The organism is Paenibacillus sp. NPDC058898 (genome assembly GCF_049316025.1).
In the GTDB taxonomy this organism is placed as follows: Bacteria; Bacillota; Bacilli; order Paenibacillales; family Paenibacillaceae; genus Paenibacillus_AQ.
Window position 1 is genome coordinate 437,715 of record NZ_JBMOSM010000002.1, and the last position, 26,531, is coordinate 464,245.

A 26,531-nucleotide genomic window follows, 5' to 3' on the forward strand; every position below is an offset into this window, starting at 1 on the left:
CCCGCCAGATCCAGGATCTTTTGGGGCACCCCTTTTTTGTCTACTTTTCTTAAGCTTGATTATTAAATTCGCCGAACGCGTTAACCTTTAATGGAGCCAATCATGACGCCTTTCTCAAAATATTTTTGCATAAACGGATAAATGAGTAGAATCGGAAGCGTTGATACGATAATGACCCCGTACTTGATCTGATCGGCATACCGCTGGGCATATCCTCCTGCATCCCCACCTGTTCCGGCACCGCTTGAGAACACCTGGTTCGACAGCAGAATATCCCTCAGAACGATTTGCAGCGGCTGGAGCTTCGTGTCCCGGATATAGATCAGCGCGGTGAAGAAATCATTCCAATGCCCCACCAAATAATAAAGTCCGATGACGGATACCAAGGCTTTGGACAGCGGCAAGGCCACTTTGAAGAAAAAGGTGAAGTGGGAGCAGCCGTCCATGACGGCCGCCTCATGTAGCTCCTGCGGCAGCGAGTTTTCAAAAAACGTCCGCGCAATGATCAAATAGAACACATTCACGGAGAACGGGAGAATGAACACCCAGATGGTGTTGGTCAGTCCAAGCCCCTTCATCAACAAATAGGTGGGAATCAGCCCCCCATTGAAAAACATCGTGATCACGAAAATGAACATGATGATTCGTCTGGCGCGAAATTCCTTTCTGGACAGCACGTAAGCCGCCGGAAGCGTGAACAGCATGTTAACCAAGGTTCCAAACACTGTGTAAAACAGCGTATTTCGGTACCCGGTCCAAATTCGCATATCCTTGAAAATCTCCTGGTAACCGAAAAAGCTGATGTTTTTAGGGATAAACATGACCTTCCCCGTCGATACGAGCGTTGAGTCGCTGAACGAAGCAATGATGATAAAGTACAGCGGATAGGCGATCAGCAGAAAAATCAAACCGCTCAGAAAACCCAATATGATCTTAAACGCTATCTCCTTACCGTTGATGCGCGTTCTACTATGTTCATGTTCCACAACCGTTTCTCCTTCCCCGATCATTAGAATAGGCTCGTTTCCGACATTCTCTTCGATATCGTGTTCATCGCATACAAGAATACGAAATTGATGAGCGTGTTAAACAAACCGATAGCCGAAGCCAAGCTGAATTGATTGGAGATGATCCCGATTTTATATACGTAGGTGGCAATGACCTCCGAGACGGGAAGGTTCAGCGAATTCTGCATCAAGAATATTTTCTCGAAGCCGGTCCCGAGGATATTCCCCATGCTGAGAATAAACAGGATGATGATGGTCGGGATGAGAGCGGGAATATCGACATACCGGATCGTCTGCCATCGGCTGGCCCCATCGATTTTGGCAGCATCATACAGCTGGGGATCAACGGTGGACAAGGCTGCAAGATAGATAATGCTGTTCCAGCCGCAATGCTGCCATATGTCGGAAAGCACATACACCGGGATAAATGTCGAGGTGGAGGCTAACAGATTGATATGCCCCAGCCCCACCGCCTTCATAAAGTGACCGACAACTCCGGTTTCGGAGGATAGCAGCACATTCAGCATGCCGACCAGCACGATGATGGATATGAAATGGGGGAGGTATACAGTGGTCTGCATCAGCTGCTTCATTCTTTTTCTGCGGATCTGGTTAAGAATGAGGGCCAATATGATCGGAGCCGGAAAGCCAAGCACGATCGTGGCCAAACTGATCAGAAATGTGTTACGCATTAAATCCGTGAACAGATAACTGTCGATGAATTGCTGAAAGTAGGCAAGCCCTCGCCACTCGCCGCCAGTCAAGCCTTTGCTGAAATCGTAATCCCGAAAAGCAAGCTGGATGCCGTACATCGGGATATAGTTAAACAACAGGATGACGATAATAGCCGGAAAAATCATAATCCACAGCTGATAATCTCGTCTGAAGGTGTTCTGTCTTTTACGGGATTCCATATCCTCCCTCCTAGTTTTGATTCATGTAGTCGTCATAATATTTTTGCATAATTTCCAAGTTCTGCTTCAGGCCTGCTTTCTCGCTTTCCTTGATGTACGAGTCCCATTCGGATTCCACTCCGCCCTTGGTCACCCATTTGGCAAAGCTGGATTCCGCCAGATTCATCACATTGGTGTTGTTCAGGCTCATGGCGTTATTGTCCATGGTGGAATATTTAATAAACATGCCAGGAAACACGTCCTTGTCGGGATCCACTTCTAAAGCAGCCTCCAGAGGCTCCGATTGTCCCAGCACCTCCTGCATATCGGTGCCGAGCGTCAGCTTCAAGGAATCGGGGATATAAAAGGCGCCGTTGTCCGCCATCGTTGAGGTCCATTTCCATGTTCCCGGATCCATCTTGTCATCGGAAGGAGGCAGAACGGCATATGTACCGTCACCGTTATCTTTAATATTCGGACCGATGGATCCGAACAGCACTTGCATACCCACCTCGGGCGCATAGAGCTCGTTGATGAATTTCATGGCCGCTTCCTTGTTCTTGGTCTTGGCGGACATGACAATATGGTTGGGTCCATAGTTCAGCGAGTAATGATCATAGCTCCAGGACAGCTTCCCTGCATAATCTGCAGATACTTTCATCGGCGGCATGGAAGCATACTGCGGTGCCAACTGCTCACCGAAACGGTCGGAAGCCACCCATCCCCAGGTGAAGCCGACCTTCGCCGTGTCCCCTTCGCCGCGCGCAATGGATTGATATTTCGTATAATCATGGGTGAACACTTCCGGGTTAATCAGCCCCGCCTTGTACAGCTTGTTCAGGAATATAACCATCGTTTTGTACCGTTCATCCGTCAGGAAGTTCTTCACCTGTCCGTCCTCCACAAAATAGCCCTGCCCGCTGCCATCTGTCAGCGTAATGCCCATGCTGCCCAAGAGTACCGCAGGGTTAAAATATCCGCCGATGCCTCCCGGCCAATCCATCGGAATCTCGTCACGGGGATCGCCGTTGCCGTTGGCATCGTTCTCTTTGAAGGCAACGAGCACTTCATACAGCTCATCCCATGTCGTCGGCATGCTCAGTCCGAGGTGATCCAGCCACTGCTGGTTAATGAATTGCCTGCTGGCGGAAGCCGGCCAGAACCGCTGATATTTCGGTAGACCGTATATTTTGCCGTCCGACTGCGTTGCAATCACTTTCGTATCCGGTTTTTCATTAAACATGTTCTGTACGTTGGGTGCTTGATCAAGCATGCCGGACAGATCATGGAAGAGCCCCTGGAACTGCGCAAAGTCGGCATCCGTAATCACGTTCGGTCCGATAAACAGATCCGGTATATCCCCGCTGGCTAGCATCGTCCCTTTCTTCTGTCCCCAATCTGCGGTAATCTCCTGCCATTCGATGTCCACGCCCGCCGTCTCCTCAGCCTTTTGCAGCCATTCCATTTCAGCCAGCGGCTTTGTAAGCGGATGCTTGGTAATGATGGCAGTGAGTTTTACTTTTTTGCCTGTTTGATCTCCGGGTGTTTCGGCCGATTCGTTAGCGTCACCTCCGCCCCCGCTGCATCCTGCTAATAATAATGCAGAGACGACGATAAGCGAGATGAAAACGTTTACCCTTTTCTTCATTCCATTACCTCCTGATTTGGTTTGTTGGTCTGGTCCATGGGGGAATGTGGCCATGTTTTGGCCTTGCCTTGGGACATATTTCACTCTAAACGGAGGGGAAGAGCCCCGTAAACGAACAGTTTTTTAAGCATCCTCATTTTTTGAAAGCGCTTATAATTAAAGAGGTGAAAGTGCGACCAGTCCGGATCGCTACAGGGAATTCAAATATTGTATATGTTCAAAAATTGAAGCTGCTCGGCTTTAAGAAAGCGCCGGCAAAGAAGCGTATAACGAAAAAAGTTTACAAAAGACCGCTGTAAGCTGCCTTATTCGGCATCAGCGGTCTTCGTTTTATGCTTTATGCGTATTTCGATATTGACCAGGTGTCGTGCCCACCAGCTTTTTGAAGGAACGGATAAAACTCGAGGTGTTGGTGTATCCGACCTGTTGGGAAATGGATTCGAGGGTCTCCTCGCTGTCCCGCAGAAGCTGTATGGATTTCTGGATGCGAAGCTGATCGATATACTCTTTGAAATTTTGCCCCATCGTTTTCTTGAAGTGATGGCTGAAGTTGGAGACCGACATATCAAAATAATCGGCCATCATCTGCAGCGAGCAGTTTGGATCCATTCCTTTCTCCGCAATAAGGGACAGAATCTCTTCCTGCGTTGCCGTACGGGACACGGGGAGCGTTTCGCTGATCATATCGCATAGCTTGGCATAACTCTCCCTGATAATTCCGATCATCTGCTCCAGTGTATAACGGTGGTTAAATGCCGCCTCGGTTAGCCGAAGCAGGCTCTGGTCGTCATGACGGAACCGCTGGAGGCCGTTGAAGATGACGGTAACCGTATTGAGGTACACGCTCCGTATCATATGCGGCGGCAGGCTGTCATTGCTTAAGTAACCGATCATTCGCTCCGCCAAAGAGGCCAGCATGGCCGCATCGTTCTTGAGGATCGCAAGCTCGAGGGATTGCAGGATTTCGGCAAAATAGGAGACGGCTCCGGTTTGGGGGACCTCGAGGTTGTCAAAGACCAGCACGGTCCCGGTCTTCCGGATGCGCAGAAACTCCGCTGTGCGGAGCGCCTGCAGGTAGGAGTGATGGAGGTCCACCGGCGATTGGGCTGCGCCAGGCTTGCCGATGCCAATCACCGTCTGTCGGCCCGTATGCTCCAATATTTCTTCCTGAAGCCAATCTAGCCAGGATTTGATAGGGAAATCATCTGTATGGGAGCACGCCAGAATCAATTCCTGCTGATAGATGCTCTTGAAGAAGTAACCCTGGGCATCATCAGGCAGCAGGCTCTCATATTCCCGGCAGCAAGCCAATATCTTGTCCATCCCTGCTCCATCCGCTTCACAGCATAATACGGCAACCGTGAAGTTATCATGATGAAACCGGATGCCGACCCTGCGGGCTTCCTGTTCAAAGTTCTCCCAGTCTGGAATATGCCCACCCACCAGCTCAAACAGCAGGTTATCCCGCATAATCGGCAAAGATCCTCTCACATGCTCATCCAGCTTGCTGTTAGCCTGCGAAAGCTGCTCCAACGTATACTTGATCGTATCAATCTCATTCATCGGTTTTCGCTCCTGCGGTTCAAACACATGTACGGCCAGATCAACCAGACGTCGAATTGGCTGGTAGTTCTTCCGGATGGATACGTAGATGATGAACACTTCAAGCAGCAGAATCAGCCCGACAAGGATGGCTGTATTCAGCTGAATCGTCCGAATGCCCTGCAGGGACTTAGATACCGGCAGCAAACTCACATATTTCCATCCAATCTTCTCCGAAACCGAGGACGATACCAGATAGTCCGATCCGCTGATTGTATGAATACCCGAAGAGGAAACTGACTCTTCCCCTAAGTCATGCACAAGCTTCTTGAAATCATCTGAGGATTGGTATGACGTGTCATTGGAGGATACCAATCGCCTTCCCTGGCCGTCTAACACAAAAAAATCGCCGCTATAGGTTTCCGAAACGGACTTCATCATCCGGACAATCGTATCCTCCCTGACCATGATCATGACGGCTCCGGGGGAATTCGAGCCCCCTACCGGCAGCGGCTGAACGAAGGTCAGCATTCTGACCCGGTTATTGCCGGGCACAATCACATTCTCCACAGGCCTGACGATAGGAGCATTAAGATCATTTAGGGTCTGGATCATATCTTCATGCGCCCAGTTTTCATAATAGTAACCGACACCCGGAATGGAGAGATCATCCAGACTGTATGCGCTTCCAGTTTTGGAAAACAAATAACCGATGTTCTTCACATACAGCAAGGTGTTGTAAATAAAAGCATCGGTTGCATTGTATTTTTTCATCTCATTGGCAATAAGCACCCGCTGGTAGTCGCTTTCCTCCGCCTTATACATTTTGAATTCCCGGTTCTGCACCAGCTCAAACGGCAGATTGTACACATACCTTGTAAACGTATCCATCGATGTCATAAACTGCTCCGTAATATGCGCATTCCAGTCCATTTCCTTCTCTTTCACCACTTCTGCCGAATAAGGATAGTAATAGCACAGAATGACGATCACGGGAAACATCAGCACAAGCAAATAGGAAATCAATAATTTTGTCAGCAGGTTAATCTTATGGATTCGCAAGCGGCGGCCACCTCCCTATCCTTCATACCCAATCTGAAAATGTTATCTATAAGAATACGTAATTTTCAAAAAAAAGAAAACTCATTTCCTGTTATAAACCTTTGGAAATGAGTTTTTTGATATGTGTACTATTTTAGTGGCATGTGGCAGCAGTCAAAAGGATTGTTCCACTCCCCATTTTTCGGCCCACTTCTCCATCTCCTTCAAAGAATCCAGGAAGTCCAGCCCCTTCTCGGTCAATGAATACTCAACGGATATCGGAACGGTAGGGAATACCTCACGTCTTACGATACCGTTTCCTTCCAAATGCCGCAACACATCCGTTAAGGATTGCGTCTTGATAATAGCTGCATCCCGGTGAAGCTGATTAAAACGTTTCGCTCCTTGAGCTAATTGCGCGATGACAAGAAACGCCCATTTGGCTCCAAGAATTTGCAGCACTGAGCAGATATGATTGAACGCCGGCGTTTCCTGAAAGTCTTCTTTAACCGGTTCCACTGCCTCACCCCATTACTAACTAATCGTAAGTTAGTCAAAATGATTGGATAATATCCAAATACTTTGCCTTCTTACATAATATATGCGTCTTACTTATAATACAAACACAAAGAGATTTCAAGTTAATCCAACTCGCTTGCGGCATGTGCTAGCCATGATCGCAGAGGGTAGTGATCTCCTAACGAAGGGATGAATTAAATATGAATCGATTTACGATATATTTATTGGCGCTTGGGGTTTTTCTTACTGCCACCTCGGAACTGGTCGTCTCCGGTATTCTGTATGCAATCGCAGACGATCTTCATATTTCCTTGGCCTTTGCCGGCCAGCTGATTACCGCTTATTCGCTTGCTTTTGCGATTGGAACACCGATTCTGGTCTCGCTCACCGCTCGGTTCAACCGTAAAAAAGTGCTACTCGGCTCTCTTCTGCTGTTTATTGCCGGCAGTCTCGTTTCCTATTTCAGCACTGAAGTCTGGATGCTCATGGGTTCCCGCATCATCATGGGGGTAAGCTCAGGAGTGTATCTCGTTGCCGCAATGGGGACAGCAGCCAAGCTGGTATCACCGGATACATTAGGCCGTGCCATCGGCACCATCGTGCTGGGTTTCAGCAGCGCCATGGTGCTGGGCGTACCGATCGGAATATGGATCACGAATCTGCTGAACTGGCAATCGATCTTTCTGCTGCTGGCTCTGCTCAGTCTGCTGGTCGCCTTTATCCTGATCAAACTCCTGCCAGATGTTGAAGGGGACGCTCCTGTTCCCTTTCACCAGCAATTCAAAGTGCTGGGGAGTCTCGTCATCGTCAGCGCCCTGCTGCTTACGTTCTTCCGGGAATCCGGCAACTCGGTACTGTTCACGTATGTTACGCCATTTATCCAGGATATCTTCCATATCGCTCCGTCAGGCATCAGTATCATTATGCTCGGCTTTGGACTATTTGGAGCGATCGGCTCCAGACTCGGCGGATATGGGGTCGACCGGTTTGGGCCAGCGAAAGTGATTACCCTCAGCACGCTCATTCATATCGCAATATTCGCGCTTCTTCCACTGCTCGCAGGCCAATCGATTATAGGACTCGGGCTGATGGGAATCATGGTGCTGTCCATGTTTGCGGCGGGTCCGGCCGTTCAGAGTTATTTTATACAGAAGGCACCGGGCTCCTCCAATCTGATTCTCAGCTTAAACACCTCCATTGTGCACCTCGGGTTAGCCGCAGGCGCGGGTTCAGGAGGCTTCATGGTCAATACGATATCCACGCTTCAATATCATCCATGGCTCGGTGGATTCGTGCTCGCACTAGGCCTGGCTGCAGGACTGGTCAGCTTCTCGGCCGGTCGAAAGACATGGGTTCCAAAATCGGCTTGACCTCACCCGCTCCCTCATATGAAATTTTGTCCAAGCCACCCTGCCAACGGGTGGCTTGCATGCTGCTGGTTCTGAAAATGGGCTCACGGATGTTTGCCCATGGGCATAACGTGTGTTATGGGTCAACGCCTATTACATTATGAAGGGCAGGAATCAATAGTGGCGGTCTCTTATATGGATTTCACCTCACCCTCCGTTCGGTATACTTACGATATGAGCAATAACCCTTTTTTCAAAAAAGATAGTCAAAATTACATTAATTCTCTCTCAGTAAAAGAATTGAACACGCTCGGCAACGCTTCCCTGCTGGATATATACCTCAGCACCGGAAACGTGATAGAGCCGCATATCCATCAGAATGCATCGGAATTGGTGTATGTCATTTCTGGTGCAGTCATCGTCTCTATCGTCAATCCATTTACGAAGGAGCTGCTAAACTTCACGTTAACGCCCGGTCAGGTTGTACTCGTGCCCCAAGGCTGGTGGCATTATGAAATGGCGACGGTTGACAACACCCACCTGATCGCGATTTTTGACGCACCGGTGCCTGAGTTTATTGGAGGCTCGGATCTTTTGAGATTGACGCCGGCCAGCGTGTTCGCTCACACCTACTGCCTGGATGAAGCCAAAGTCAAGGATACTCTCGCTCCGATTACCGATACGGTTATCATCGGCCCGCCCAACGACTGCTCGCTGCAAGAGCAAGTGCAAGGGCAGATGAAACATCCTCAGCATTTGTCACATCATAATCAGCACTATTATCATCAAGAAACATCTGGTAATCGTCGAGACTATGAGCTTCTTCAGCAGCAGCAATATCAACAACAGCAGCTGCAATTTCAGCAGCAGCAACAGCAACCGATGTTCCAGCAGCAATTTCAAGCTCAGGATCAACCGCAGCATGGAGCATATGCTGCTGAACCGCAGCGAACATCAGGTCCATCACAAGAGCAATTCCGTTCACAACAGCAATTACAAGAACAACAGCGTCAGCAATTCATCCAACAGCAGCGGCAGCTGCCATTCTTACAGCGCCAGCTGATTGGAAATGGCTGGGATCAATTCTGATCACCCCTTTGGTGATAGAGATCCTCCATAGAAATACGCAGCATCACGATTCGCCAGCGATGCTGCGTATTTCTTTTTTATATGGAATTATATTATTTAGGAAGACCGGATGCTCCCGTTATTTTCATCTTCCGGCACGTAATGTTCTCAGGCCGCGTAACCGATATGGACCACTGTATACCCGAGGTCAGATTAACCAGACTTAAGTAATATCCGTGTCCTGCGCCGGTATCAATACCCAGCTTACCGTCGCCATACCAGAGCTCCTCTGGCGGTACACCCAAACGAAACGTAGAAGTATGACCAAACACAATCATCTTATCCAACCATCGAGGGGACAGAAAAAACGGCTCGCGAATTTCCGTTAATTCTTCCGGGCTCTGAGCATGAAGCGGAATTCCGGGCCGAATGCCTGCATGCACAAACAAGTATTGATTATACTCGGTCCATAGCGGCATTGTTGCTATGAACTGCTGATACTTCATGAGCCTGGGAGCCGCGAGCCCTGCTTGTTCCGGTCGGTGATGCAGCCATTTGCGTTCGTTATTACCCAGCAGCGCAATAGCACCGGAATCTCGCAGTTCCTCCACATAATCCAGTGTCCCTGCTGAATCCGGTCCCTTATTTACATAATCCCCAAGCAAGAACAAGCGGTCCACCTTCGGATCATAATGTACATGCCGCAGGAGAGTTTCAAGCAGATAACCGTAGCCATGAACATCCGAAACCGCGTACACCTGACTCATGGGGCTAACATACTGCTGTCTGCATATATCATGGTTTGATCCGGAGACAGTCGTATCAACAATTCGCTTCCGGCATCCACGCTGCAATCATGGAATAAATGAATGGGCTGCTGATCTGCCGTTTCCACAATGACTCTCCATCTTGTTCCTTCGTACACCGTCTGCACCACCGTCACCTTCAGCAGGCTCCCTTCCTGCGAAGCTTCGCCGCGCCAAATCCGGATGGATTCAGGATGGACCATCATCACGGCCCTGCCGTCTCCCTTATCCACGCCGATGCGGAGTCCGGTTATCGGACTCCCGGCAAGCATGGCTATTGGCTGTCCATCCTGGGTCAGTTTGGCTTCCAACTGATTATGATAGCCCATGAGCTGCGCAACCCAAGGGCTTGCCGGTCTCTCAAACAACGCCCTCGGCTCCCCGAATTGGTCAATTCCTCCATCCCGTAAAATCAGGATTCGATCAGCGACCGTAAATGCCTCCATACGATCATGCGTCACATACAGGGTAGCGATGGATAATTCACCGAGCAATCTGGCCAATTCACCGCGCATATCCGTTCTAAGTTTGACATCCAGATTAGACAACGGTTCATCCATTAATATCAACTTTGGCTCTGTTGCCAACGCTCTCGCTATGCCTACTCGCTGCTGCTGACCGCCAGACAGTTGGGCCGGCAGGCGGTCCAATAAGCCTTCCAGCTTCAGAAGCGACTGGAGTCGATCCAATGTATTCGCTCTGTCTTTAGTGTCTAACTTTCGGCGTTTCATCCCATACTCCATATTTTGTTTCACCGTCATATGCGGCCAAAGGGCATAATCTTGAAACACCATATTAATGGGCCGGTTCTCTGGGGGAATATAGTGTCTCCCCCGTTCAACTGTGACCCCCGACATCTCTACCTCGCCTGAATCTATGCGCTGAAGTCCGGCAACCATCTGCAGCAGCGTCGATTTTCCGCAGCCCGATGGACCGAGAATGCAAATGCGTTCCCCTTCCCTCACTTCAAACGTGATCGGCTTCAAGACTTGCTGCGAGCCGAATGATTTCGATACGCCCTTTACCTTTAGGATCATTCCACTCTCCATCCTTTCTAAGTTGGATCACGCTCTATCGACAGCCATTTCCGTCTACCACTTTCTATTGCCATCCAGCCATCGAAATACAAGGCGTCCCGCAGCTTGAAGCAGTACGATGATGAGCACCACGGTACCGCAGCTTACAACGGTAGCAGCCGTAGCATAGCCGTAGCGCGAGAATTCAAAAGCTCTGTCGATAACCAGTGGCATCAGTGAATAATTAGCCGGATTCAGCATCGAGGCCAGGGCCAAATCAAACACGCTGGTTCCAAACGAAGCTAGGATCGCGATAAGCAAAGACTGACGTACCATGGGCAGTACGATATCCCGCATCCGTTCGAATATGCTCGCGCCTTGGATAGCGGCTGCCTTCAGCATCGTGCCGGACAAATTGCCGAACGCTCCAAGCTGGACCCTGACTGCGTAGGGGATGGCACCGGCTATACCCGCAATCACGAGCAGCGAGGGGGTTCCGTATAAATGGAGTCCTAAAGGCTCCAGCCATTTCTGATTCCATATGAAAATATAGCCGATCCCGAGCACAACGCCGGGGACCGCTAGGGATATGATGGAGAACAGCTGAAGCATGGGCTTTAGCCTAGACTCCGTGAAGGTCAGCATGTAGGCAACAACAAACCCGATCAGCATGCTAAACAATGCGGCTGCGGCTGCAATTGCGAGTGAATGATACATTCCTTCCAGATAACCGAGCAGCCGGTGATCCCCAGCCTGTCCTGCAAATAATTCACGATAATGCTCCAGCGTAAAATTGCCCGGATTCAGGCCTCCGCCTGCCTGTTTCAGCAGAGATACCGCTGCACTCGTCCCAATCGGAATCCCGAGACTCAGGAAAAGAAAAACCGTAATTGACAGATTGTACATCCAGGCAAACCGCGGCTTAACCTTCTCCATTTTGACTGCTCTCGCATTCAGAAAGTCGAATCTGGATTTACGGAGGGTCACCATCAGCAAGGTCATCGCCAGCACCAGTATCAATACCAAGTAGAATGCCAGCACTCCCGCCATATCAAAACGTACAGGTGACTGGTAAATGGCCGAGTAAATGGAGTAGGTCAGCGTCGGGAATTTATACACAGTTGCCAATGCGGCAGGCAGCCCAAAATCGCCGATCGAATCCATAAAGACCAGTGTCCAGCCCGCAACATAAGAAGGGAGTGCCAGTGGCAATTCGACGGTTCTCCATACGGTGAAAGGCCTCGCGCCGTTCAGCCTGGCTGCATAACCGAACTGCCTTATATTCCACTCCGAAGCTGCCATAATAGCCAAGTAAGCTAACGGGAATTTGCTTAGGGACATGACAAACACAAGTCCGGCAGGTTGAAAAATAAATGAAGTGACCCACGTCAGCCCCAGCCACTGATGAACCAGTCCATCCGCACTGGCAAACAATACCCAGCCCTGTGCAATCATGAACGATGGCGCGATCAGCAGAACCCACGCCGTCATATCCAGCAATCTTGCTGTTGCAAAGTTCCATCTTGCCCGGATGGTTGCAAGTACGCCTCCAATGATCGTACCGAACGTAGCCGTCCCCAGCGCTAATGTGACTGAATTCAGGAGGGATTGTTTCCACAGAGGTCGGTGAAATATGTCTCCGATCAAACCCAAGCTGCTGGACTGGATCTGCCCGAAAAAGAGTCCAGGGAAAATCACGTTGATTAGCACGGCAAGCAGCGGCAGAAAAATAAAAACAAACAGGAGGAGGGTTACCCCGCCTCCATAGCGAGCTTCCGAAGTATTCATGTTATGTGCCTACCTTACGTTTTGATCCGCAAACCAAGTCTTGATCTCAACCTCATGCTCTGAGGCCCACTTCGCAGAAGGCAGCATAAAGGCTCCGTTCGGTTCACGTTCACTTCGCGCTGACACACCTTCAGCGAGCGGCGTAAAGAAACTATCCGTGGAATCCTGACTGGTTAACATCTGCTGTGTCTCGGGTTTTAGCATATATTCCACAAATGCCTTGGCCGCTGCCGGGTTCTTGGTATGTTTGCTGATCGCTACAACACGCAAGCTGCCTGGCGCACCCTCGCGCGGCCATATCACCTCAATAGGCTCACCTGCAAGCTTCAGTTCATAAGCATTGTGCTCCTGGAGTGCCGCAACCTCGATTTCTCCGCTTAACAATGCTTTTCCGACCGGACCATTCTTGGGGTAGACATGCAGCCCCTTCTTAAAACGCTGCTCATATTTCTGCTCTGCCGCTTCGACACCCCATTGCTCATAAAAAGCAGATACGAGCGGATAGGCAGGCGCTGCTACGGCCGGATCGGCATGACCCACAGGACCGTCATAGGCAAAAAATTGCTCCCAGGTCGTCGGTGCCTTCTCTGGCGTTACCAGCGTTGTGTTATAAGCGATGACCCCGGCCGCATGAATGCCTATAGGAAAGTAGGCGAAATCTTCGGGAACATAACTCCTTCCGTTTTCGGACAGATTTCCCAGATTCTCAGGCCCCCAGTCTGTCAGCAGGAAATCGCGATCTGCCAAATTGCGCACCGAACCGTGCCCATCCATCATCAGGACGTCCCACTGCGGGTTACCCTGCTCGGCTTCTATTTTGGCCAATGCTTCTCCCCCGCCGTAATGCACGGCTTCTATCTTGAAGCCTGTCTCTTCCATAAACTTCGGAGCAATGAAATCTACAAAATCATTTCCGTATAAGTAGATCGTTTCCCCGGTATCCTCTGCGTTGTCGCTGGTCAAGGATACGTCCGACTGTCCGGCGGTACTTCCGCTTCCGCTGGTAATGGGTCCGGTCGTTTCCTTAGATCGAACCGTTTGCTGTCCATCCGATTGCGCGCAAGCCGACAACAACAACATCAGCGCAGTTAATGCAATGAATATCCCATGTTTAAAGCCTCTTTTTTTGTTCATGTCACCCTCCTGTTTCTGATTTCCTTCTTGGTTCCATTTCAGCATAACGCGCCAAATTCAATTAAAAATTATCGCTGCGTTAACAAAGAGTTAAATAATATCTATCAAATGTTAGATAAGATTAATATTATCAATGATGAAATAGAAAGAGAGGATAGCAACATGAACTTACAGCAATTAAAAGTATTTGTGCTTACCGTGGAGCTGAGGAAGTTGTACCTTGTGGCTCAGAAGCTGAGCATTACCCAGCCAACCGTCACCTTCCATTTAAATAAGCTGCAGGAAGAGCTTGGCCTTGCCCTGTTTCACACCAAGTCCTACCATGTCATCAAGCTTACGGAAGCCGGTCAAGCCTTTTATCATTACGCATCGCAGATCCATTCCCTGTCTGAGGAAGCTTCATCAACTATGGATGTCTTCCGCGGAACCGCTGCAGGAGTACTCGCCATTGGCAGCACCCATACTCCCGCTACCTACCTGTTACCGCCGTTTCTGCAACAGTTGAAACTTAATTATCCGGGATTGTCCATCCAGTTGGATGTCCGACCGGCTGCCTATATTATCGAGAAAGTCAAAAAATACGAGCTCGATGTAGGCATCATATCGAACACGCAAGTAGATGAGCCTGAATTCATCGTACAGCCGCTGATCCATGATGATCTGGTGCTTATATTCGCCCCGGATCATCCCTTTGCCAGCATAAGAGATTTAATTCCGAGCGATCTGGTCGAACATCCCTTTGTTTCGCATGAACCAGGCTCCATCAGCAGACAGCTTATTGACCGCTGGGCTGACAAACATCATATCCACCTTCAAATATCATTGGAAATCTCGGGAACCGAAGCACTGAAAGCAGCCGTTCGGCACCGTCTGGGGTATGGCATGATCGCAGAAGCTGCCATACAAGAAGAACTGGCAGAGGGGAAACTCCAATCACGACCTATTCCGTCCTGGCTGCCCGAGCGCCGGATTTATGCCGTTCGCCACCGTAATAAGCTGATCAGTCCCGCGCTGCGGATGTTCTGGAGAAACCTTTTGGACAATTTTGCATCACAACAGCCAGAAGAGAGTCATGACACGATTCAAGATTAATCCCGCTATATTTCGTATTCCTCGAAAAACGGTTAGAATAGTAAGGTACGGCATCCATCGAATGCCAATGAGAATTTTGAAGGAGGATCCCTATAACATGAGCGTTGATTATAAAGCGTATTTCGCTGAACACCGCGAAACCCATCTGAATGAGTTGAAGGAATGGTTGTCCATTCCGAGCATTTCGGCCCTGTCCGAGCACAAAGGCGATGTGGCAAAGGCTGCCGAGTGGCTCGCAGGCAAGCTGACGGAAGCAGGCCTTGAGCATGTGGAAGTTCATCAAACGGCAGGACATCCTATTATTACGGCAGACTATCTGCATGCCGAAGGCAAACCAACCGTGCTCGTATACGGTCACTATGACGTACAGCCTGTAGACCCGCTTCATCTGTGGGAAACGCCGCCCTTCGAGCCGGCTATCCGTAACGGAAAATTGTATGCACGCGGAGCAACGGACGATAAAGGCCAGCTTTTCCTGCATGTTAAAGCCGTTGAAGCCATTTTGAAGCAAGAGAAAGAGCTTCCGGTCAACATCAAATTCTGCATTGAAGGCGAAGAAGAGGTGTCCAGCCCGAACCTCCCGCTCTATCTTGACAACAACAAGGACAAGCTGGCCGCAGACGCCATCGTGATCTCGGATACATCCCTGCTCGCACCTGGCAAACCGGCCATTTCCACAGGCCTTCGCGGATTGTGCTCCCTAGAGTTGTCTCTGGAAACAGCCAATACCGACCTTCATTCCGGTACATATGGCGGCGGCGTACCTAACGCCTTGCATGCCCTCGTCTCCCTGCTCATTTCGCTTCATGACGAGCAAGGCCGTGTCGCCGTAAAAGGCTTCTATGACGGCGTGCTCGAGCTGTCGCCTGAAATGCGCGAGGAATTTGCCAAGCAGGAATTTGACGAGGATAAGCTGAAGCAGGATCTCGGCCTCGATTCCCTGTACGGTGAGGAAGGGTTCTCCTTCGTTGAACGCGTGGGAGCGCGTCCGACCCTTGAGCTGAACGGCGTATACGGCGGATTCCAGGGTGAGGGCAGCAAGACGGTTATTCCGAAGGAAGCCCATGCCAAAATTACGTGCCGTCTGGTAGCAGACCAGGATCCGCAAGCTGTCCTCGACGCGATTGAAGCCCACTTGCATGCCCACACTCCAGTCGGTTCGAAGATTACGTTTAAACCGAAGGAAAAGGCATTCGCCTTCAACATCGATCCGTCCCATCCAATGCTGCAAAAAGCCGCGGACGCCTTCGAACATGTCTACGGCACGCGTGCCCTCTTTACAAAGGATGGCGGATCCATCCCGATCGTGGAGAAGCTGTCCAGCACGCTCGATGCACCTGCCGTCATGATGGGCTTTGGCTTGCCGGACGAGAATCTGCATGCTCCGAACGAGCATTTGAATTTGGAGAATTTCGATAAAGGTTTGCTGACGATCGTTGAGTATTTGAAGCTCGTGTAAACTTTTGCCGCCAACGGCCAAAGCGTAGATGCCAACATCACCTGGACACCGCGACCTTCACGCGGGAAGAAAAGCCCAAAGAGTAATCGTAAAGATCCTAAAAAAGAACGCGTATGGCGGGATAACCGAATCCCTGCCAATACGCGTTCTTTGTTTTTCAAGAAAAGTCCCTTATGCTATCCACATACCGACCATCGGACTGCGGCTTCGGTTTACCGAAGAAAATCGGCCATGGGGTGTGTCCTACAAAAACTTATTACTGGCTGCTATCCCCAAACAGGTAATTTCATCACCAACAAGCCGCTGCTATCACCAACAAGCCACACTATCACAATAAGCCGCATCTTACGGACCACAGATCCGCTATTTGCACGATTCAGACGATTTTCTTATCCTAACGGACACCAAGTCCGTTATTCATCCCTTTCGCCGCGGGAAAACGGACTTTTTATGCAAATAACGTACCTCATGTCCGCTAGAATCCCAGTTTAGCTCTTATCGGATCAAATAACGGATCCTGTGTCCGTTAGAATCCGAAAGTATCCACTTATCGAACCAGCAGTTATCACCGTCCTATGTCCGGTAAGCCCGAAAGTATACATTTAACACGCTTGCCATCGGGCTCGGTTAACACCGTGAATTTACTCTGTTTTGCATTGACCGTTCTTCAAACAAACTATGTTTTTGCGCGTAGCAGCGCATATGCATAAATAGCGATGGGGATGTTAATAAAAGTGCATATCGGGTATTGAAAAGAGAACATATGTACATCGCATGAGGAGGGAACAAATGAAAGCGGTCACATTTCAAGGCGCAAAAGACATTCAGGTCAAAGACGTGCAGGATCCATCCCTTCAGACACAGGATGATATTATCGTCCGCATCACCTCTACAGCCATTTGCGGTTCCGATCTTCATATATACCTCGGGACTATGCCCACGTCTAAAGATTTCGTGATCGGCCATGAGCCCATGGGGATCGTAGAAGAGATCGGTGCTAACGTAACCCGCGTAAAAAAAGGCGACCGCGTCGTTCTTCCGTTCAATGTTTCTTGCGGCCACTGCTACTATTGCAATCATGATATGGAAAGTCAATGCGACAATTCCAATGGCAACCCGGATGTCCATACCGGTGGATACCTGGGTTACACCGAACGCTATGGTAACTATCCTGGAGGGCAGGCTGAATATCTGCGCGTGCCGTACGGGAACTTTATGCCGTTTGTCATCCCCGAATCTTGCGAACTGGAGGATGAGGCGCTTCTCTTCTTGTCTGACGTTCTGCCTACTGCCTATTGGAGCGTGGAAAATGCCGGCGTTAAGCCGGGCGATACCGTGACGGTGCTCGGCTGTGGACCGGTCGGTCTGATGACCCAAAAATTCGCCTGGATGAAGGGGGCTAAACGGGTAATCGCCGTGGACCGCCTTCCCTACCGGCTGCAAAAAGCAAAGCGGATGAACAATGTTGAGATCTACAATTTTGAAGACTATGATGATATGGGCGCGTACATCCGCGAGATCACTAAGGGCGGCACGGATATTGTGATCGACTGCGTTGGCATGGACGGGAAGAAGTCAACCATGGAAGCCATTGGTCAAAAGCTGAAGCTCCAAGGCGGAACGTTAAGCGCAATGGATATTGCCTTCGATGCCGTTCGCAAATTCGGCACCGTTCAGCTGACCGGCGTGTACGGTTCATTGTACAACATGTTCCCGCTGGGCCATATTTTTGAACGAAACATTACCCTTACCATGGGACAAGCCCCTGTCATCCATTATATGCCGGAGCTGTTCAGGAAGATCACCGCCGGGGAATTCGATCCAACCGAAATTGTATCCCACCGGCTTCCACTGGAACATGCAAGCGATGCCTATCGGATATTTAGCGATCATGAAGAAGACTGCACCAAAGTGGTTCTGAAGCCGTAGCGTAATTTCGCAGCGAAAAGAATTAACCAAGCATTCCCCTGTCGCAACCTTTGGATTGGATAGGAAGTGCTTGGTTTTTTGTGTCCCGTTTCATGGAAATTAGTGATTTTGTGTCCCGGTTCATGAAACTTAGTGAGTGAGGTTAAAATCTTCCCGGATGAGTGTTGGACGCTTCGATATGACCTCAAGTCTCAAGGGATGCGTGTCGTCAACGGCTAACATATTCGCCGGGTAGGCTGTCTATTCATTCGCTTTTCTGGGATTCACCCGGATGATCGTTCCGCACGGATCGGATATCCAGTAGCCTCGCGAGTTCTCGTAAACCTCCACCTCATCCCTGCGATCCACCTGATGTTCTCTCAAATATGAAGCGGCGGTCTCGGGATGATCCGTAGTGACCTCTAACCAGACATCCTGCTGAGCATAGTGAGTCATGCAATCCAGCCATAAATTGTTCGGGCCGTGCTGAAAGAGGTGTGAACCATCCTTGAAGCCTAAATAAGGCAGCCGCAAAACCTCTTTGTAAAAATGCACGGTTTCCTCATATTTGTACTTCGGAATTTTAAGGGCAATATTGTTTCCGCCGACAAACTGAATATCCGCTGATGACATGAGTACAAACCTCCTTTTGGGATTTGATGTCATTGTATCATGCAGCATCCCCGAAAAATTCTTCTGGATTGCTATCCTAGCAGCGTTGGTTTAAGACGACCTCGGCATTGGTTTATACCAGTTAGGCATATGCGTCTGGAACCCCTCATACCAGTTCAGCACCTCTTGAGCCTGATTCACCATAACCTCCACTTCCTGCTCTCCGAATGGAATCGCCCAATGAATTGAGGAAATCTGATTGCTCGCGATATAAAGTGCCATTAATCTGAAAAATGAATCCGGTACCTCACGTCCTTGAAAATATCCGTGAATACGACCGGAAGCGAACCACGGGCTAATCGCGGCATCCCACGTAATCCGATTAAACTCCTCCCAAGGGTCACCATAATCCGCCCGGTTGAAATCGATGATGCCCAGCTCACCTTCAGGAGTAACCACCATATTGCCGACATGATAATCCCCATGCTGAAAAGCACGGGGCCGCTCATCAAGTAAATAGCGATGCTCCTCCATAAAACGAATGATGTTCTCAGCACCTGCGAGCTGGATGCCACAGTTCTTATAATTTTTGATGTACCTATCCATTTTGGAATTATAATAATCTGCCCATGTATCAAAGCTGCTTTCAGCCGGAATGCGATGCATTTCGCTCAAATAATGGCCTGCCTGAACGCCAAGCCGGTACTGCTCCTGAGAATCCAGCAATGGAATCGCATCCCTTGCATCTTCTCCCGGAACCCATGTAAACAGGGAAAATACTTGCCTGCCATCATGGCATACGCCAAAATCAATCGGGCGAGACGTACGCATTTCGATAGAATCAAGTTTTTTTACCGCTTCAAACTCCCACCGCTTTCGCTCATATTGAGAGATGTCGGATAATCGGAGAAGCCACTCCTGGCCTTCCGTATCCTGAACATAGTATTTACGATCTGCCGACCAGCCCTTGTCAACCGTTTGAACGGTCATCCATTTATCTGCCCCCGGGATTTCGCGAATCGCGTCCTGCATGCTGCACACCCCCTATATTCGATAACCTGCATGATCTTTATATCTCATACATTATAAAGGAAGAGGGTTCATTAGACCATGCAGATCAATCTCCGGCTAAGCACTGGAATAAATAAATTCGTTGCGCCCCATAATCACTGACCGTAACTGTCAGGAATGTTGTTATATACTCGTTTTACAGCATCCATCCTAATATAAAGCGAGGGTTTACACATGAACATGAGTTTAGAGGATTTTACGACAGAATGGTTAAAAGAGGCACGGATTACGGAACAAGTCATGGACGCATTAACCGACGATTCGCTCAAAACCGCCATGACGGATCAGCATCGCACGCTCGGTCAGCTGGCATGGCATTTGGTGATGTCGATTCAGTACATGACCATGCTCGGTTTGCAATTTGAGGCCCCATCTCGCGAGCAGGAAATCCCGGGTTCCGCCGCCGAGATTCAGAGCAGCTACCGCCGGATCCGGCATGCCTTTCTGGATGCGGTGCAGTCGCAGTGGAGCGAGGAGGATCTTCGCGCTACCCGTGATTTCGACGGAGAGCCTTGGGCAAATGCGGCATTCCTGCATTTTACCCTGGTTCATCAAGCCCATCACCGCGGACAGATGACGGTGCTGATGAGACAAGCCGGACTGCGGATTCCCGAGCTCTACGGTCCGACTTACGATTCCTGGATCGACAAGGGAATGGACCCGCTCGTGTAGAAAAGATACAATCTACTTAAAAGCAAACATTCGGGATCATCCCATCTGGAAGGAGCGAATCTAGATGTCCAAAGCGGATAATATGCTGTCGATCCTGTGGATGCTCCGCTCGGGCAAGAAGATGACCGCGCAGCAAATCGCCGATGAGCTGGAAATCCATGTTCGAACGGTGTACCGCTGCATCGATTCGTTATGTGCCAGCGGCGCGCCCATCATCGCCGATTCCGGGCCGAACGGCGGCTTTCGGATCCTCGGACAGTTTGCCGAATCCCCGCTGATGTTTGATGCAGAAGAGCAGAAGGCATTGGTGCATGCCTCGATCTTTGCCAAAGAAAGCGGCTATCCGTTCACGGACGCACTGCAGCGGGCGATCGACAAGCTGAAGCTTTATACAAACGAGGAGCAGCTTCATCAGATCGAACGGCACAGCAGCGGCATCTCGGTTTTGCAGCCTCCTACTCATAAGGGACTGCGACCGCTGCTTCAGACACTTGAACGTGCCGCGGCGCAAGGACAAACCCTGAAGATGATGTATTCGAAGGGCAGGGAAGGCGCCAGCGTTACCCGAGACTTCGATCCCTACGGCATCATCCACTGGAAGGGTCAATGGTATGCCGCCGGCTTCTGCCATCTGCGTCAAGAGATTCGCAATTTCCGCGTGGATCGGATCATCGAGTTGGAGCTGACAGAGCATGGATTTGAACGGCCCGCTGATTTTTCGGCCAAGGATGTACTGCTTGGCAGTCTGCTGCCCGATCAAGGCAGCCATGAACCGCTGGTCAATGTCGTCATCCAAGGCCACGAGCATGTTCTGAATGAATTAAGTCAGCATTGGTTATTTGGACATACGCTTGTGAAACGCTGTGATGGAGAAGCTCATTTCCGACTGGATACGTCTTCGCTGACGTCTTATGTTCCCTATTTTCTTCTCCCATATGGCAAATCTTTAACCATTCTGGAGCCCGCTTCTCTTGTTCTGAAACTGTCAGAAATCACGACAAGCATGGCGCTCCATTACGAACGCATGTTAAGCGACATGACCAAAAAGGAAGGGTGAACCCGATGGAGAAATTCGCGGTGTACGGAAAGCTGATTGCCCATCCCGGCAAACGGGATGAACTTGCAGAGATCCTGCTCGAAGCAGCAGCGATGCTTAGCGATAACAAAGATTGTGAACTCTATATCGTCAACGTTTCAGACAGCGATCCGAATGCCGTCTGGGTCACGGAATTGTGGAGCAGCCAAGACGCGCATGCCGCTTCATTGCAGGGAGCCGATACGTCCGAGCTGCTCCAGCGCGGACGGCCGCTGATCGCCGGCGCGGAGCCGCTCAAGCTTAAACCGCTTGGAGGAAAAGGTTTATAGGTAAACCTGATCAGAAGAATAGAGGCTGTCCCCGAATCGAAATTCAGGGACAGCCTCTTTTTTTGCTATATATTGTTCCGGTATTCCGAGGGGCTGTAACCAACCTCTTTACGAAACGTCTTCGAGAAATAGTTCGCCGATTCAAAGCCAGTTGCGTCCGCAATTTCTTTGATGCTCAGAGGGGTCGTTCTCAGCATGAGTTTGGCCTGCTCCATTCGTTTGAGGCTTAAATATTTCTGCGGCGTGATCCCAAAATGGCGTTTAAAGTACTTAATAAAATAATTCGGATGCAAATGCAGCGTCCCCGCCATCTGCTCCAGCGTAATTTCCTCATGCAGGTGATTCTTAATGTACTGCTGCACTTTGTGGAGCCTGCCCATATCTTCCATTTTGTCCGTATGAATCTGCGGGTGCTGGTGCTCGAACACTCGGGACAGGATGTCCAGCATCACCGACTTTTCCTTTAACCGCGCGGCGATGGTACCGGAGCGATGCGCATCGACCAGCTGCTGGAATAATGCCGGCATCTCTGCGTTCTCCGATAAATCATAGCAATAGGGAACATTCAGCCAGGAAAATACATCGGAATCGCCTACGGTCGCCGAGAAGTGCGACCAATATTTAAGATAGGGGCGGCCGCTGATGACAGAGTAGGATTGCCTGGTCCGTGCCGGCATCAGAACCAATTGACCCGGAACGGGATACAGCTCCTCATCGCCGATTTTCACCCATCCTTCCCCATCCAGGATAAAATAGAGCTTGTTGTAAGACACGGTGTAGTCGAATTCCTTCCACTCCGGCCAGCACTGCGTTCTTTCGGCCTCCCAGATCTGAACCTGCATGTTCAGGAGCATCTGCTGAATGGCTTCATGTTCATTTCGTTCATTCTTCATCTTCGATTATCCTCTAAAGTTATTATAATACCCGTCAGAGTTAAGTAATTATCTATTCATACTAACACATTCTTGTTAAAATCAAACTCGACAATTCCAAGAATCGGAGGTTTGAATCCATGACAACAACTACCACTCCAACCAATCAAGTCATCCAGGAACGAAACCAGCGTGTGCAATGGTTCCAGAACGACCGTTTCGGCATGTTCATCCACTGGGGGCTCTACTCGATCCCAGCCAGAGGCGAATGGCTCCGAAGCTCGGAACAGATGAGCATCGAAGACTATCAGACCTATTTCGATGAATTTGATCCCGTTGACTATAATCCGCGGGAGTGGGCCAAAGCGGCCAAAAAAGCAGGCATGAAATATGCGGTGCTGACGGCCAAGCACCATGACGGATTCTGTTTGTTCGACAGCAAGCTGACGGAATATAAATCAACGAATACCAAAGCCGGGCGGGACCTCGTGCAGGAGTTTCTGGAAGCTTTCCGTGAAGAAGGCCTTAAAGTCGGCCTCTACTTCTCGCTGATCGATTGGTACCATGAGGACTATCCGGCCTATGGGGACCGCATTCACCCGATGCGCGCCAACGAAGCCTTCAAGCGCGATCCGAAAAACTTCGACCGATACCTGGATTACATGCACGGGCAGGTTCGAGAGCTGCTGACAGGCTACGGCAAGCTCGATATTATGTGGTTTGACTTCTCCTATGGTAACATGCGCGGCGAAGTGTGGCGCGCCACCGAGCTGATGAAGATGATCCGCGAGCTGCAGCCGCACATTCTCATCGACAACCGGCTCGAAGGCAGCGGCGAGAGCGGAGGCAGCATCTATACGACCGATCCTTCCGTTTACAGTGGAGATTTCGCGTCACCTGAACAGATCATTCCGCCGCACGGCGTCGTGGATCAGACAGGTGCCCCGATCCCATGGGAAGCCTGCATTACACTGAATAACAATTGGGGCTATGCAGCCGCCGACCGCAATTACAAATCGGCAACCACGATCATCCGCAAACTGGTGGAATGCGTTAGCAAGAACGGCAACATGCTGCTGAACGTCGGGCCTGACGCGAGGGGCGTCATCCCTAAGGAGAGCCTTGACGTGTTGGAGGAAATCGGTGACTGGATGAGCAAGAACGGCGACAGTATCTATGGCTGTGCGGCCGCCGATTATCCGAAGCCCGATTGGGGTCGGTACACCCAAAAAGGCAATAAGCTGTATGCCCACGTCTTTGAGGAGTCCATCGGACCGATCAATCTCATCGGCATGGCCGACAAGGTGAAGAAAGCCCGTCTGCTCGCAGACGGATACGAATTGTTCCTCAGCCGCCCATGGAGCGCCGCCGAATTCGTCGAAGACGCATTCGTTAATTTCGCGCGGCCTGAACACTTCACCTATCCGCTCCCCGACAAACGCAATACCGTCATTGAATTGGAGCTTTATGACGAATCGGATCGTTCGTAACGATAAGATCGCATATACTATGAACTAATCCCTATAAGAGCCTGACTTGATGATGTTTTGTTACATCGCGTCAGGCTCTTTTTTATGCCCCGACACCCTATCCTCCTGTTATCATCATGCAATTCCAAACGCAAAAAAATCGTATTGCACAATAACTGTTTATGCTATATACTAATTATCAATTAAACTGTTTATTATATATACAATTAATTAAAGGAGATGTGCTGACAATGAGTAACTATGCTGTTGAGATTCGGCAACTTCGCAAAAGCTTTGGGCACCAAACCGTGCTGGACGGGATCGACCTGAGCGTGCCGCAAGGAAACGTATTTGCTCTTCTTGGTCCTAATGGGGCCGGCAAAACAACCTTGATCAACATCCTGTCGACCTTGGTAGCGCCCGATGCCGGCAGCGTGAGGATTAACGGATTTGATCTCCGCCATCACAAGCAGAATGTGCAGCAGTCTATCAGTCTGACCGGCCAATTCGCTGCGGTCGACGAAGTATTGACCGCGGAAGAGAACCTGCGGATGATATGCAGGCTATCCGGTCTATCCGCAGCGGAAGCGCGCCTGCGAACCGCCGAACTGCTCGAACAGTTCGATCTCGCTGCTGCTGCCGCCAAGCGCGTGAAGACGTATTCGGGCGGGATGAAGAGACGGCTTGATCTTGCGATCAGCCTTGTCGTGACGCGGCCCGTGCTGTTCCTGGATGAACCGACCACGGGACTGGATACACGCAGCCGCCGTACCCTATGGGATATCATTCTGCAATTGAAGAGCCAGGGCATCACCATACTGCTGACCACGCAGTATTTGGAGGAAGCGGATCAGCTCGCGGATCGGATCGCGGTCCTGGATGGCGGGCGAGTCGTTGCTGAGGGAAGCCCGGCCGAGCTGAAGACCCGGGTCGGAGGAGAAGTGCTGGAGCTCCGTAACGAACACGAAGAGGTGATTCACAGGATTCCGACAAGCGGCAGCATCGGGGACGTCGCGCAGACGCTTCAAGAGTTCACTCGCCTGATACCGAATGAGACGCGCGTAAGTCTTCACAGGCCAAATATGGATGATGTATTCCTGTCGCTAACCGACAAGAAATTGGAGGAAATCGTATGATGAGAAGAACAGCTTCGAACACAAAAACAACGTCCTTTGCGGTCACCCAGAGCGTCTTTATCGGTCGCAGCTTACGTCACAGCATCCGGAACGCGGAGGCGATGATTACGGCAATGATGCTGCCGATCATGTTGATGCTGCTGTTCACCTATGTATTTGGCGGCGCCATTGATCCCAGCGGACAGTATGTAGAATACGTGGTGCCGGGAATCATTCTGTTATGCGCAGGTTTCGGATCGTCCAGCACGGCCGTCGATGTCTCCCAAGATATGACCAATGGCATCATTGACCGCTTCCGGACCATGCCCATTCAAAGCATGAGTGTCATTACAGGACATGTGGTAGCCAGCCTTGCCCGAAACATGCTGGCGACTGGCGTCGTTATCGCTGTGGCTCTGCTCGTTGGATTCAGGCCTTCAGCCGGTCTTCTGGATTGGATTCTCGCCATCGGCTTGATCGCGCTCTTCATCTTTGCCTTCACCTGGCTTTATGCCGCCATCGGCCTCGTTGCAGGCAGTCCGGCAGCGGCCAGCAGCTATGGATTTGCCCTGCTCTTCCTCCCCTACCTCTCCAGCGCCTTCGTTCCTACTGAGACGATGCCGATATGGCTGCAAGGGGTCGCAAGCAACCAACCGATCACGCCCGTCATTGAGTCCATTCGCGGGTTTCTGACGGGAGGTTCTATCCAGGATCACATTGGCTGGGCAATTGGATGGTGTCTGTTCATCCTTGTCGGGTCCATGGTATGGAGCATGTGGACGTTTAAGAGAAAAGCCGGTCGACGCTAAATATGCATAGGGTCGACAGCTATCCAAGGATGCTGCGGACCACGCACCGTGCGCATAATGGAGCAGTGCGCACGATGTAGCAATGCTTTTTTAAGAGCCAATCTGGACATGGCATCTGCCTACCAGCGGATGTCATGTCCGTCCCGGAACGATATCAACCAAACCCGACGCTTGATAAAACATCCGTTTTGGGCCTAATCAACCAGCAAAAAAAACCGATCCTCATGCGAGGATCGGTTTTTTTACCCAGCTGCGGCGCGCTTTTACTGCACTCTC

The 26,531-nt window shown here is 50.3% G+C and carries 23 protein-coding genes; 11 read left to right on the top strand and 12 right to left on the bottom strand.

All coding sequences use genetic code 11. The features are described from left to right. Positions 1-80: 80 nt before the first annotated feature. The 5 genes from ACOZB4_RS06270 to ACOZB4_RS06290 all read right to left on the bottom strand — a co-directional run bounded on the left by ACOZB4_RS06270 (position 81) and on the right by ACOZB4_RS06290 (position 6,650). Complete coding sequence (locus tag ACOZB4_RS06270) at positions 81-1,010, bottom strand: carbohydrate ABC transporter permease (protein ID WP_076324131.1); 930 nt, start codon at positions 1,008-1,010, stop codon at positions 81-83. Further along, on the bottom strand, positions 1,010-1,921 hold the full coding sequence (locus tag ACOZB4_RS06275) for an ABC transporter permease (protein WP_076324132.1): 912 nt from the start codon (positions 1,919-1,921) through the stop codon (positions 1,010-1,012). Before ACOZB4_RS06275 ends, ACOZB4_RS06270 begins: the two co-directional genes overlap by 1 nt. Positions 1,922-1,931: 10 nt before the next feature. Beyond that, the gene (locus ACOZB4_RS06280) at positions 1,932-3,548 is read right to left on the bottom strand and encodes an ABC transporter substrate-binding protein (protein ID WP_379406312.1); all 1,617 of its coding nucleotides are present in this window, start codon (positions 3,546-3,548) and stop codon (positions 1,932-1,934) included. Positions 3,549-3,878: 330 nt separating this feature from the next. Then, positions 3,879-6,152, bottom strand: a complete 2,274-nt coding sequence (locus ACOZB4_RS06285) for a helix-turn-helix domain-containing protein (RefSeq protein ID WP_379406311.1) — start codon at positions 6,150-6,152, stop codon at positions 3,879-3,881. Positions 6,153-6,305: 153 nt separating this feature from the next. Continuing rightward, a complete protein-coding gene (locus tag ACOZB4_RS06290; RefSeq protein WP_379406310.1) occupies positions 6,306-6,650 on the bottom strand; it encodes a winged helix-turn-helix transcriptional regulator in 345 nt (114 codons plus the stop codon). Positions 6,651-6,850: 200 nt separating this feature from the next. On the opposite strand from ACOZB4_RS06290, the gene ACOZB4_RS06295 reads away from it, so the two are divergent. Both ACOZB4_RS06295 and ACOZB4_RS06300 read left to right on the top strand, forming a co-directional pair. Next, entirely contained in the window at positions 6,851-8,020 is a 1,170-nt protein-coding gene (locus ACOZB4_RS06295) for an MFS transporter (protein WP_379406309.1), read from the top strand. 159 nt (positions 8,021-8,179) lie between these two features. Continuing rightward, entirely contained in the window at positions 8,180-9,088 is a 909-nt protein-coding gene (locus ACOZB4_RS06300) for a cupin domain-containing protein (protein ID WP_379406308.1), read from the top strand. Positions 9,089-9,180: 92 nt separating this feature from the next. On the opposite strand, the gene ACOZB4_RS06305 is transcribed toward ACOZB4_RS06300, so the two are convergent. From ACOZB4_RS06305 to ACOZB4_RS06320, 4 genes are read right to left on the bottom strand one after another with little or no spacing between them, the layout of a single operon-like run. After that, positions 9,181-9,834: a metallophosphoesterase gene (locus ACOZB4_RS06305; protein WP_379406307.1), complete on the bottom strand. Its 654-nt coding sequence runs from the start codon at positions 9,832-9,834 to the stop codon at positions 9,181-9,183. Further along, complete coding sequence (locus ACOZB4_RS06310) at positions 9,831-10,910, bottom strand: ABC transporter ATP-binding protein (protein ID WP_379406306.1); 1,080 nt, start codon at positions 10,908-10,910, stop codon at positions 9,831-9,833. The genes ACOZB4_RS06305 and ACOZB4_RS06310 overlap by 4 nt, the downstream gene beginning before the upstream one ends. A 54-nt stretch (positions 10,911-10,964) precedes the next feature. Then, on the bottom strand, positions 10,965-12,677 hold the full coding sequence (locus tag ACOZB4_RS06315) for an ABC transporter permease (protein WP_379406305.1): 1,713 nt from the start codon (positions 12,675-12,677) through the stop codon (positions 10,965-10,967). Positions 12,678-12,686: 9 nt separating this feature from the next. Further along, positions 12,687-13,811 (bottom strand): extracellular solute-binding protein, encoded by a 1,125-nt coding sequence (locus tag ACOZB4_RS06320; RefSeq protein ID WP_379406304.1) that lies wholly within the window; start codon positions 13,809-13,811, stop codon positions 12,687-12,689. A gap of 162 nt (positions 13,812-13,973) precedes the next feature. On the opposite strand from ACOZB4_RS06320, the gene ACOZB4_RS06325 reads away from it, so the two are divergent. From ACOZB4_RS06325 to ACOZB4_RS06335, 3 genes are all read left to right on the top strand, one after another. Continuing rightward, positions 13,974-14,903 carry a LysR family transcriptional regulator gene (locus tag ACOZB4_RS06325; RefSeq protein ID WP_379406303.1) on the top strand — a complete coding sequence of 310 codons (930 nt, stop codon included), beginning with the start codon at positions 13,974-13,976 and terminating at the stop codon, positions 14,901-14,903. Positions 14,904-15,000: 97 nt separating this feature from the next. Continuing rightward, entirely contained in the window at positions 15,001-16,362 is a 1,362-nt protein-coding gene (locus ACOZB4_RS06330; protein ID WP_379406302.1) for a dipeptidase, read from the top strand. Between the two features lie 789 nt (positions 16,363-17,151). Continuing rightward, a complete protein-coding gene (locus tag ACOZB4_RS06335) occupies positions 17,152-18,291 on the top strand; it encodes a zinc-dependent alcohol dehydrogenase (protein WP_379406301.1) in 1,140 nt (379 codons plus the stop codon). Between the two features lie 240 nt (positions 18,292-18,531). On the opposite strand, the gene ACOZB4_RS06340 is transcribed toward ACOZB4_RS06335, so the two are convergent. Continuing rightward, the gene (locus tag ACOZB4_RS06340; protein ID WP_339266998.1) at positions 18,532-18,903 is read right to left on the bottom strand and encodes a hypothetical protein; all 372 of its coding nucleotides are present in this window, start codon (positions 18,901-18,903) and stop codon (positions 18,532-18,534) included. 90 nt (positions 18,904-18,993) lie between these two features. Further along, positions 18,994-19,914, bottom strand: coding sequence for an aminoglycoside phosphotransferase family protein (locus ACOZB4_RS06345; RefSeq protein ID WP_379406300.1), 921 nt, complete (start codon positions 19,912-19,914; stop codon positions 18,994-18,996). Between the two features lie 213 nt (positions 19,915-20,127). Between ACOZB4_RS06345 and ACOZB4_RS06350 the strand changes: the two genes are divergently transcribed. From ACOZB4_RS06350 to ACOZB4_RS06360, 3 genes are all read left to right on the top strand, one after another. Then, positions 20,128-20,625: a DinB family protein gene (locus ACOZB4_RS06350; RefSeq protein WP_379406299.1), complete on the top strand. Its 498-nt coding sequence runs from the start codon at positions 20,128-20,130 to the stop codon at positions 20,623-20,625. Positions 20,626-20,689: 64 nt separating this feature from the next. Next, on the top strand, positions 20,690-21,682 hold the full coding sequence (locus ACOZB4_RS06355; RefSeq protein ID WP_379406298.1) for a helix-turn-helix transcriptional regulator: 993 nt from the start codon (positions 20,690-20,692) through the stop codon (positions 21,680-21,682). Between the two features lie 5 nt (positions 21,683-21,687). Continuing rightward, positions 21,688-21,990, top strand: a complete 303-nt coding sequence (locus ACOZB4_RS06360; RefSeq protein WP_379406297.1) for a putative quinol monooxygenase — start codon at positions 21,688-21,690, stop codon at positions 21,988-21,990. 65 nt (positions 21,991-22,055) lie between these two features. Here ACOZB4_RS06360 and ACOZB4_RS06365 read toward each other — a convergent pair whose 3' ends face one another. Further along, a complete protein-coding gene (locus tag ACOZB4_RS06365) occupies positions 22,056-22,883 on the bottom strand; it encodes an AraC family transcriptional regulator (protein WP_379406296.1) in 828 nt (275 codons plus the stop codon). A 119-nt stretch (positions 22,884-23,002) separates the two neighbouring features. On the opposite strand from ACOZB4_RS06365, the gene ACOZB4_RS06370 reads away from it, so the two are divergent. The 3 genes from ACOZB4_RS06370 to ACOZB4_RS06380 all read left to right on the top strand — a co-directional run bounded on the left by ACOZB4_RS06370 (position 23,003) and on the right by ACOZB4_RS06380 (position 26,255). After that, positions 23,003-24,352: an alpha-L-fucosidase gene (locus tag ACOZB4_RS06370; RefSeq protein ID WP_379406295.1), complete on the top strand. Its 1,350-nt coding sequence runs from the start codon at positions 23,003-23,005 to the stop codon at positions 24,350-24,352. 230 nt (positions 24,353-24,582) lie between these two features. After that, positions 24,583-25,467, top strand: coding sequence for an ATP-binding cassette domain-containing protein (locus ACOZB4_RS06375; RefSeq protein WP_379406294.1), 885 nt, complete (start codon positions 24,583-24,585; stop codon positions 25,465-25,467). Beyond that, the gene (locus ACOZB4_RS06380) at positions 25,464-26,255 is read left to right on the top strand and encodes an ABC transporter permease (protein ID WP_379406293.1); all 792 of its coding nucleotides are present in this window, start codon (positions 25,464-25,466) and stop codon (positions 26,253-26,255) included. Before ACOZB4_RS06375 ends, ACOZB4_RS06380 begins: the two co-directional genes overlap by 4 nt. Positions 26,256-26,531: the final 276 nt, after the last annotated feature.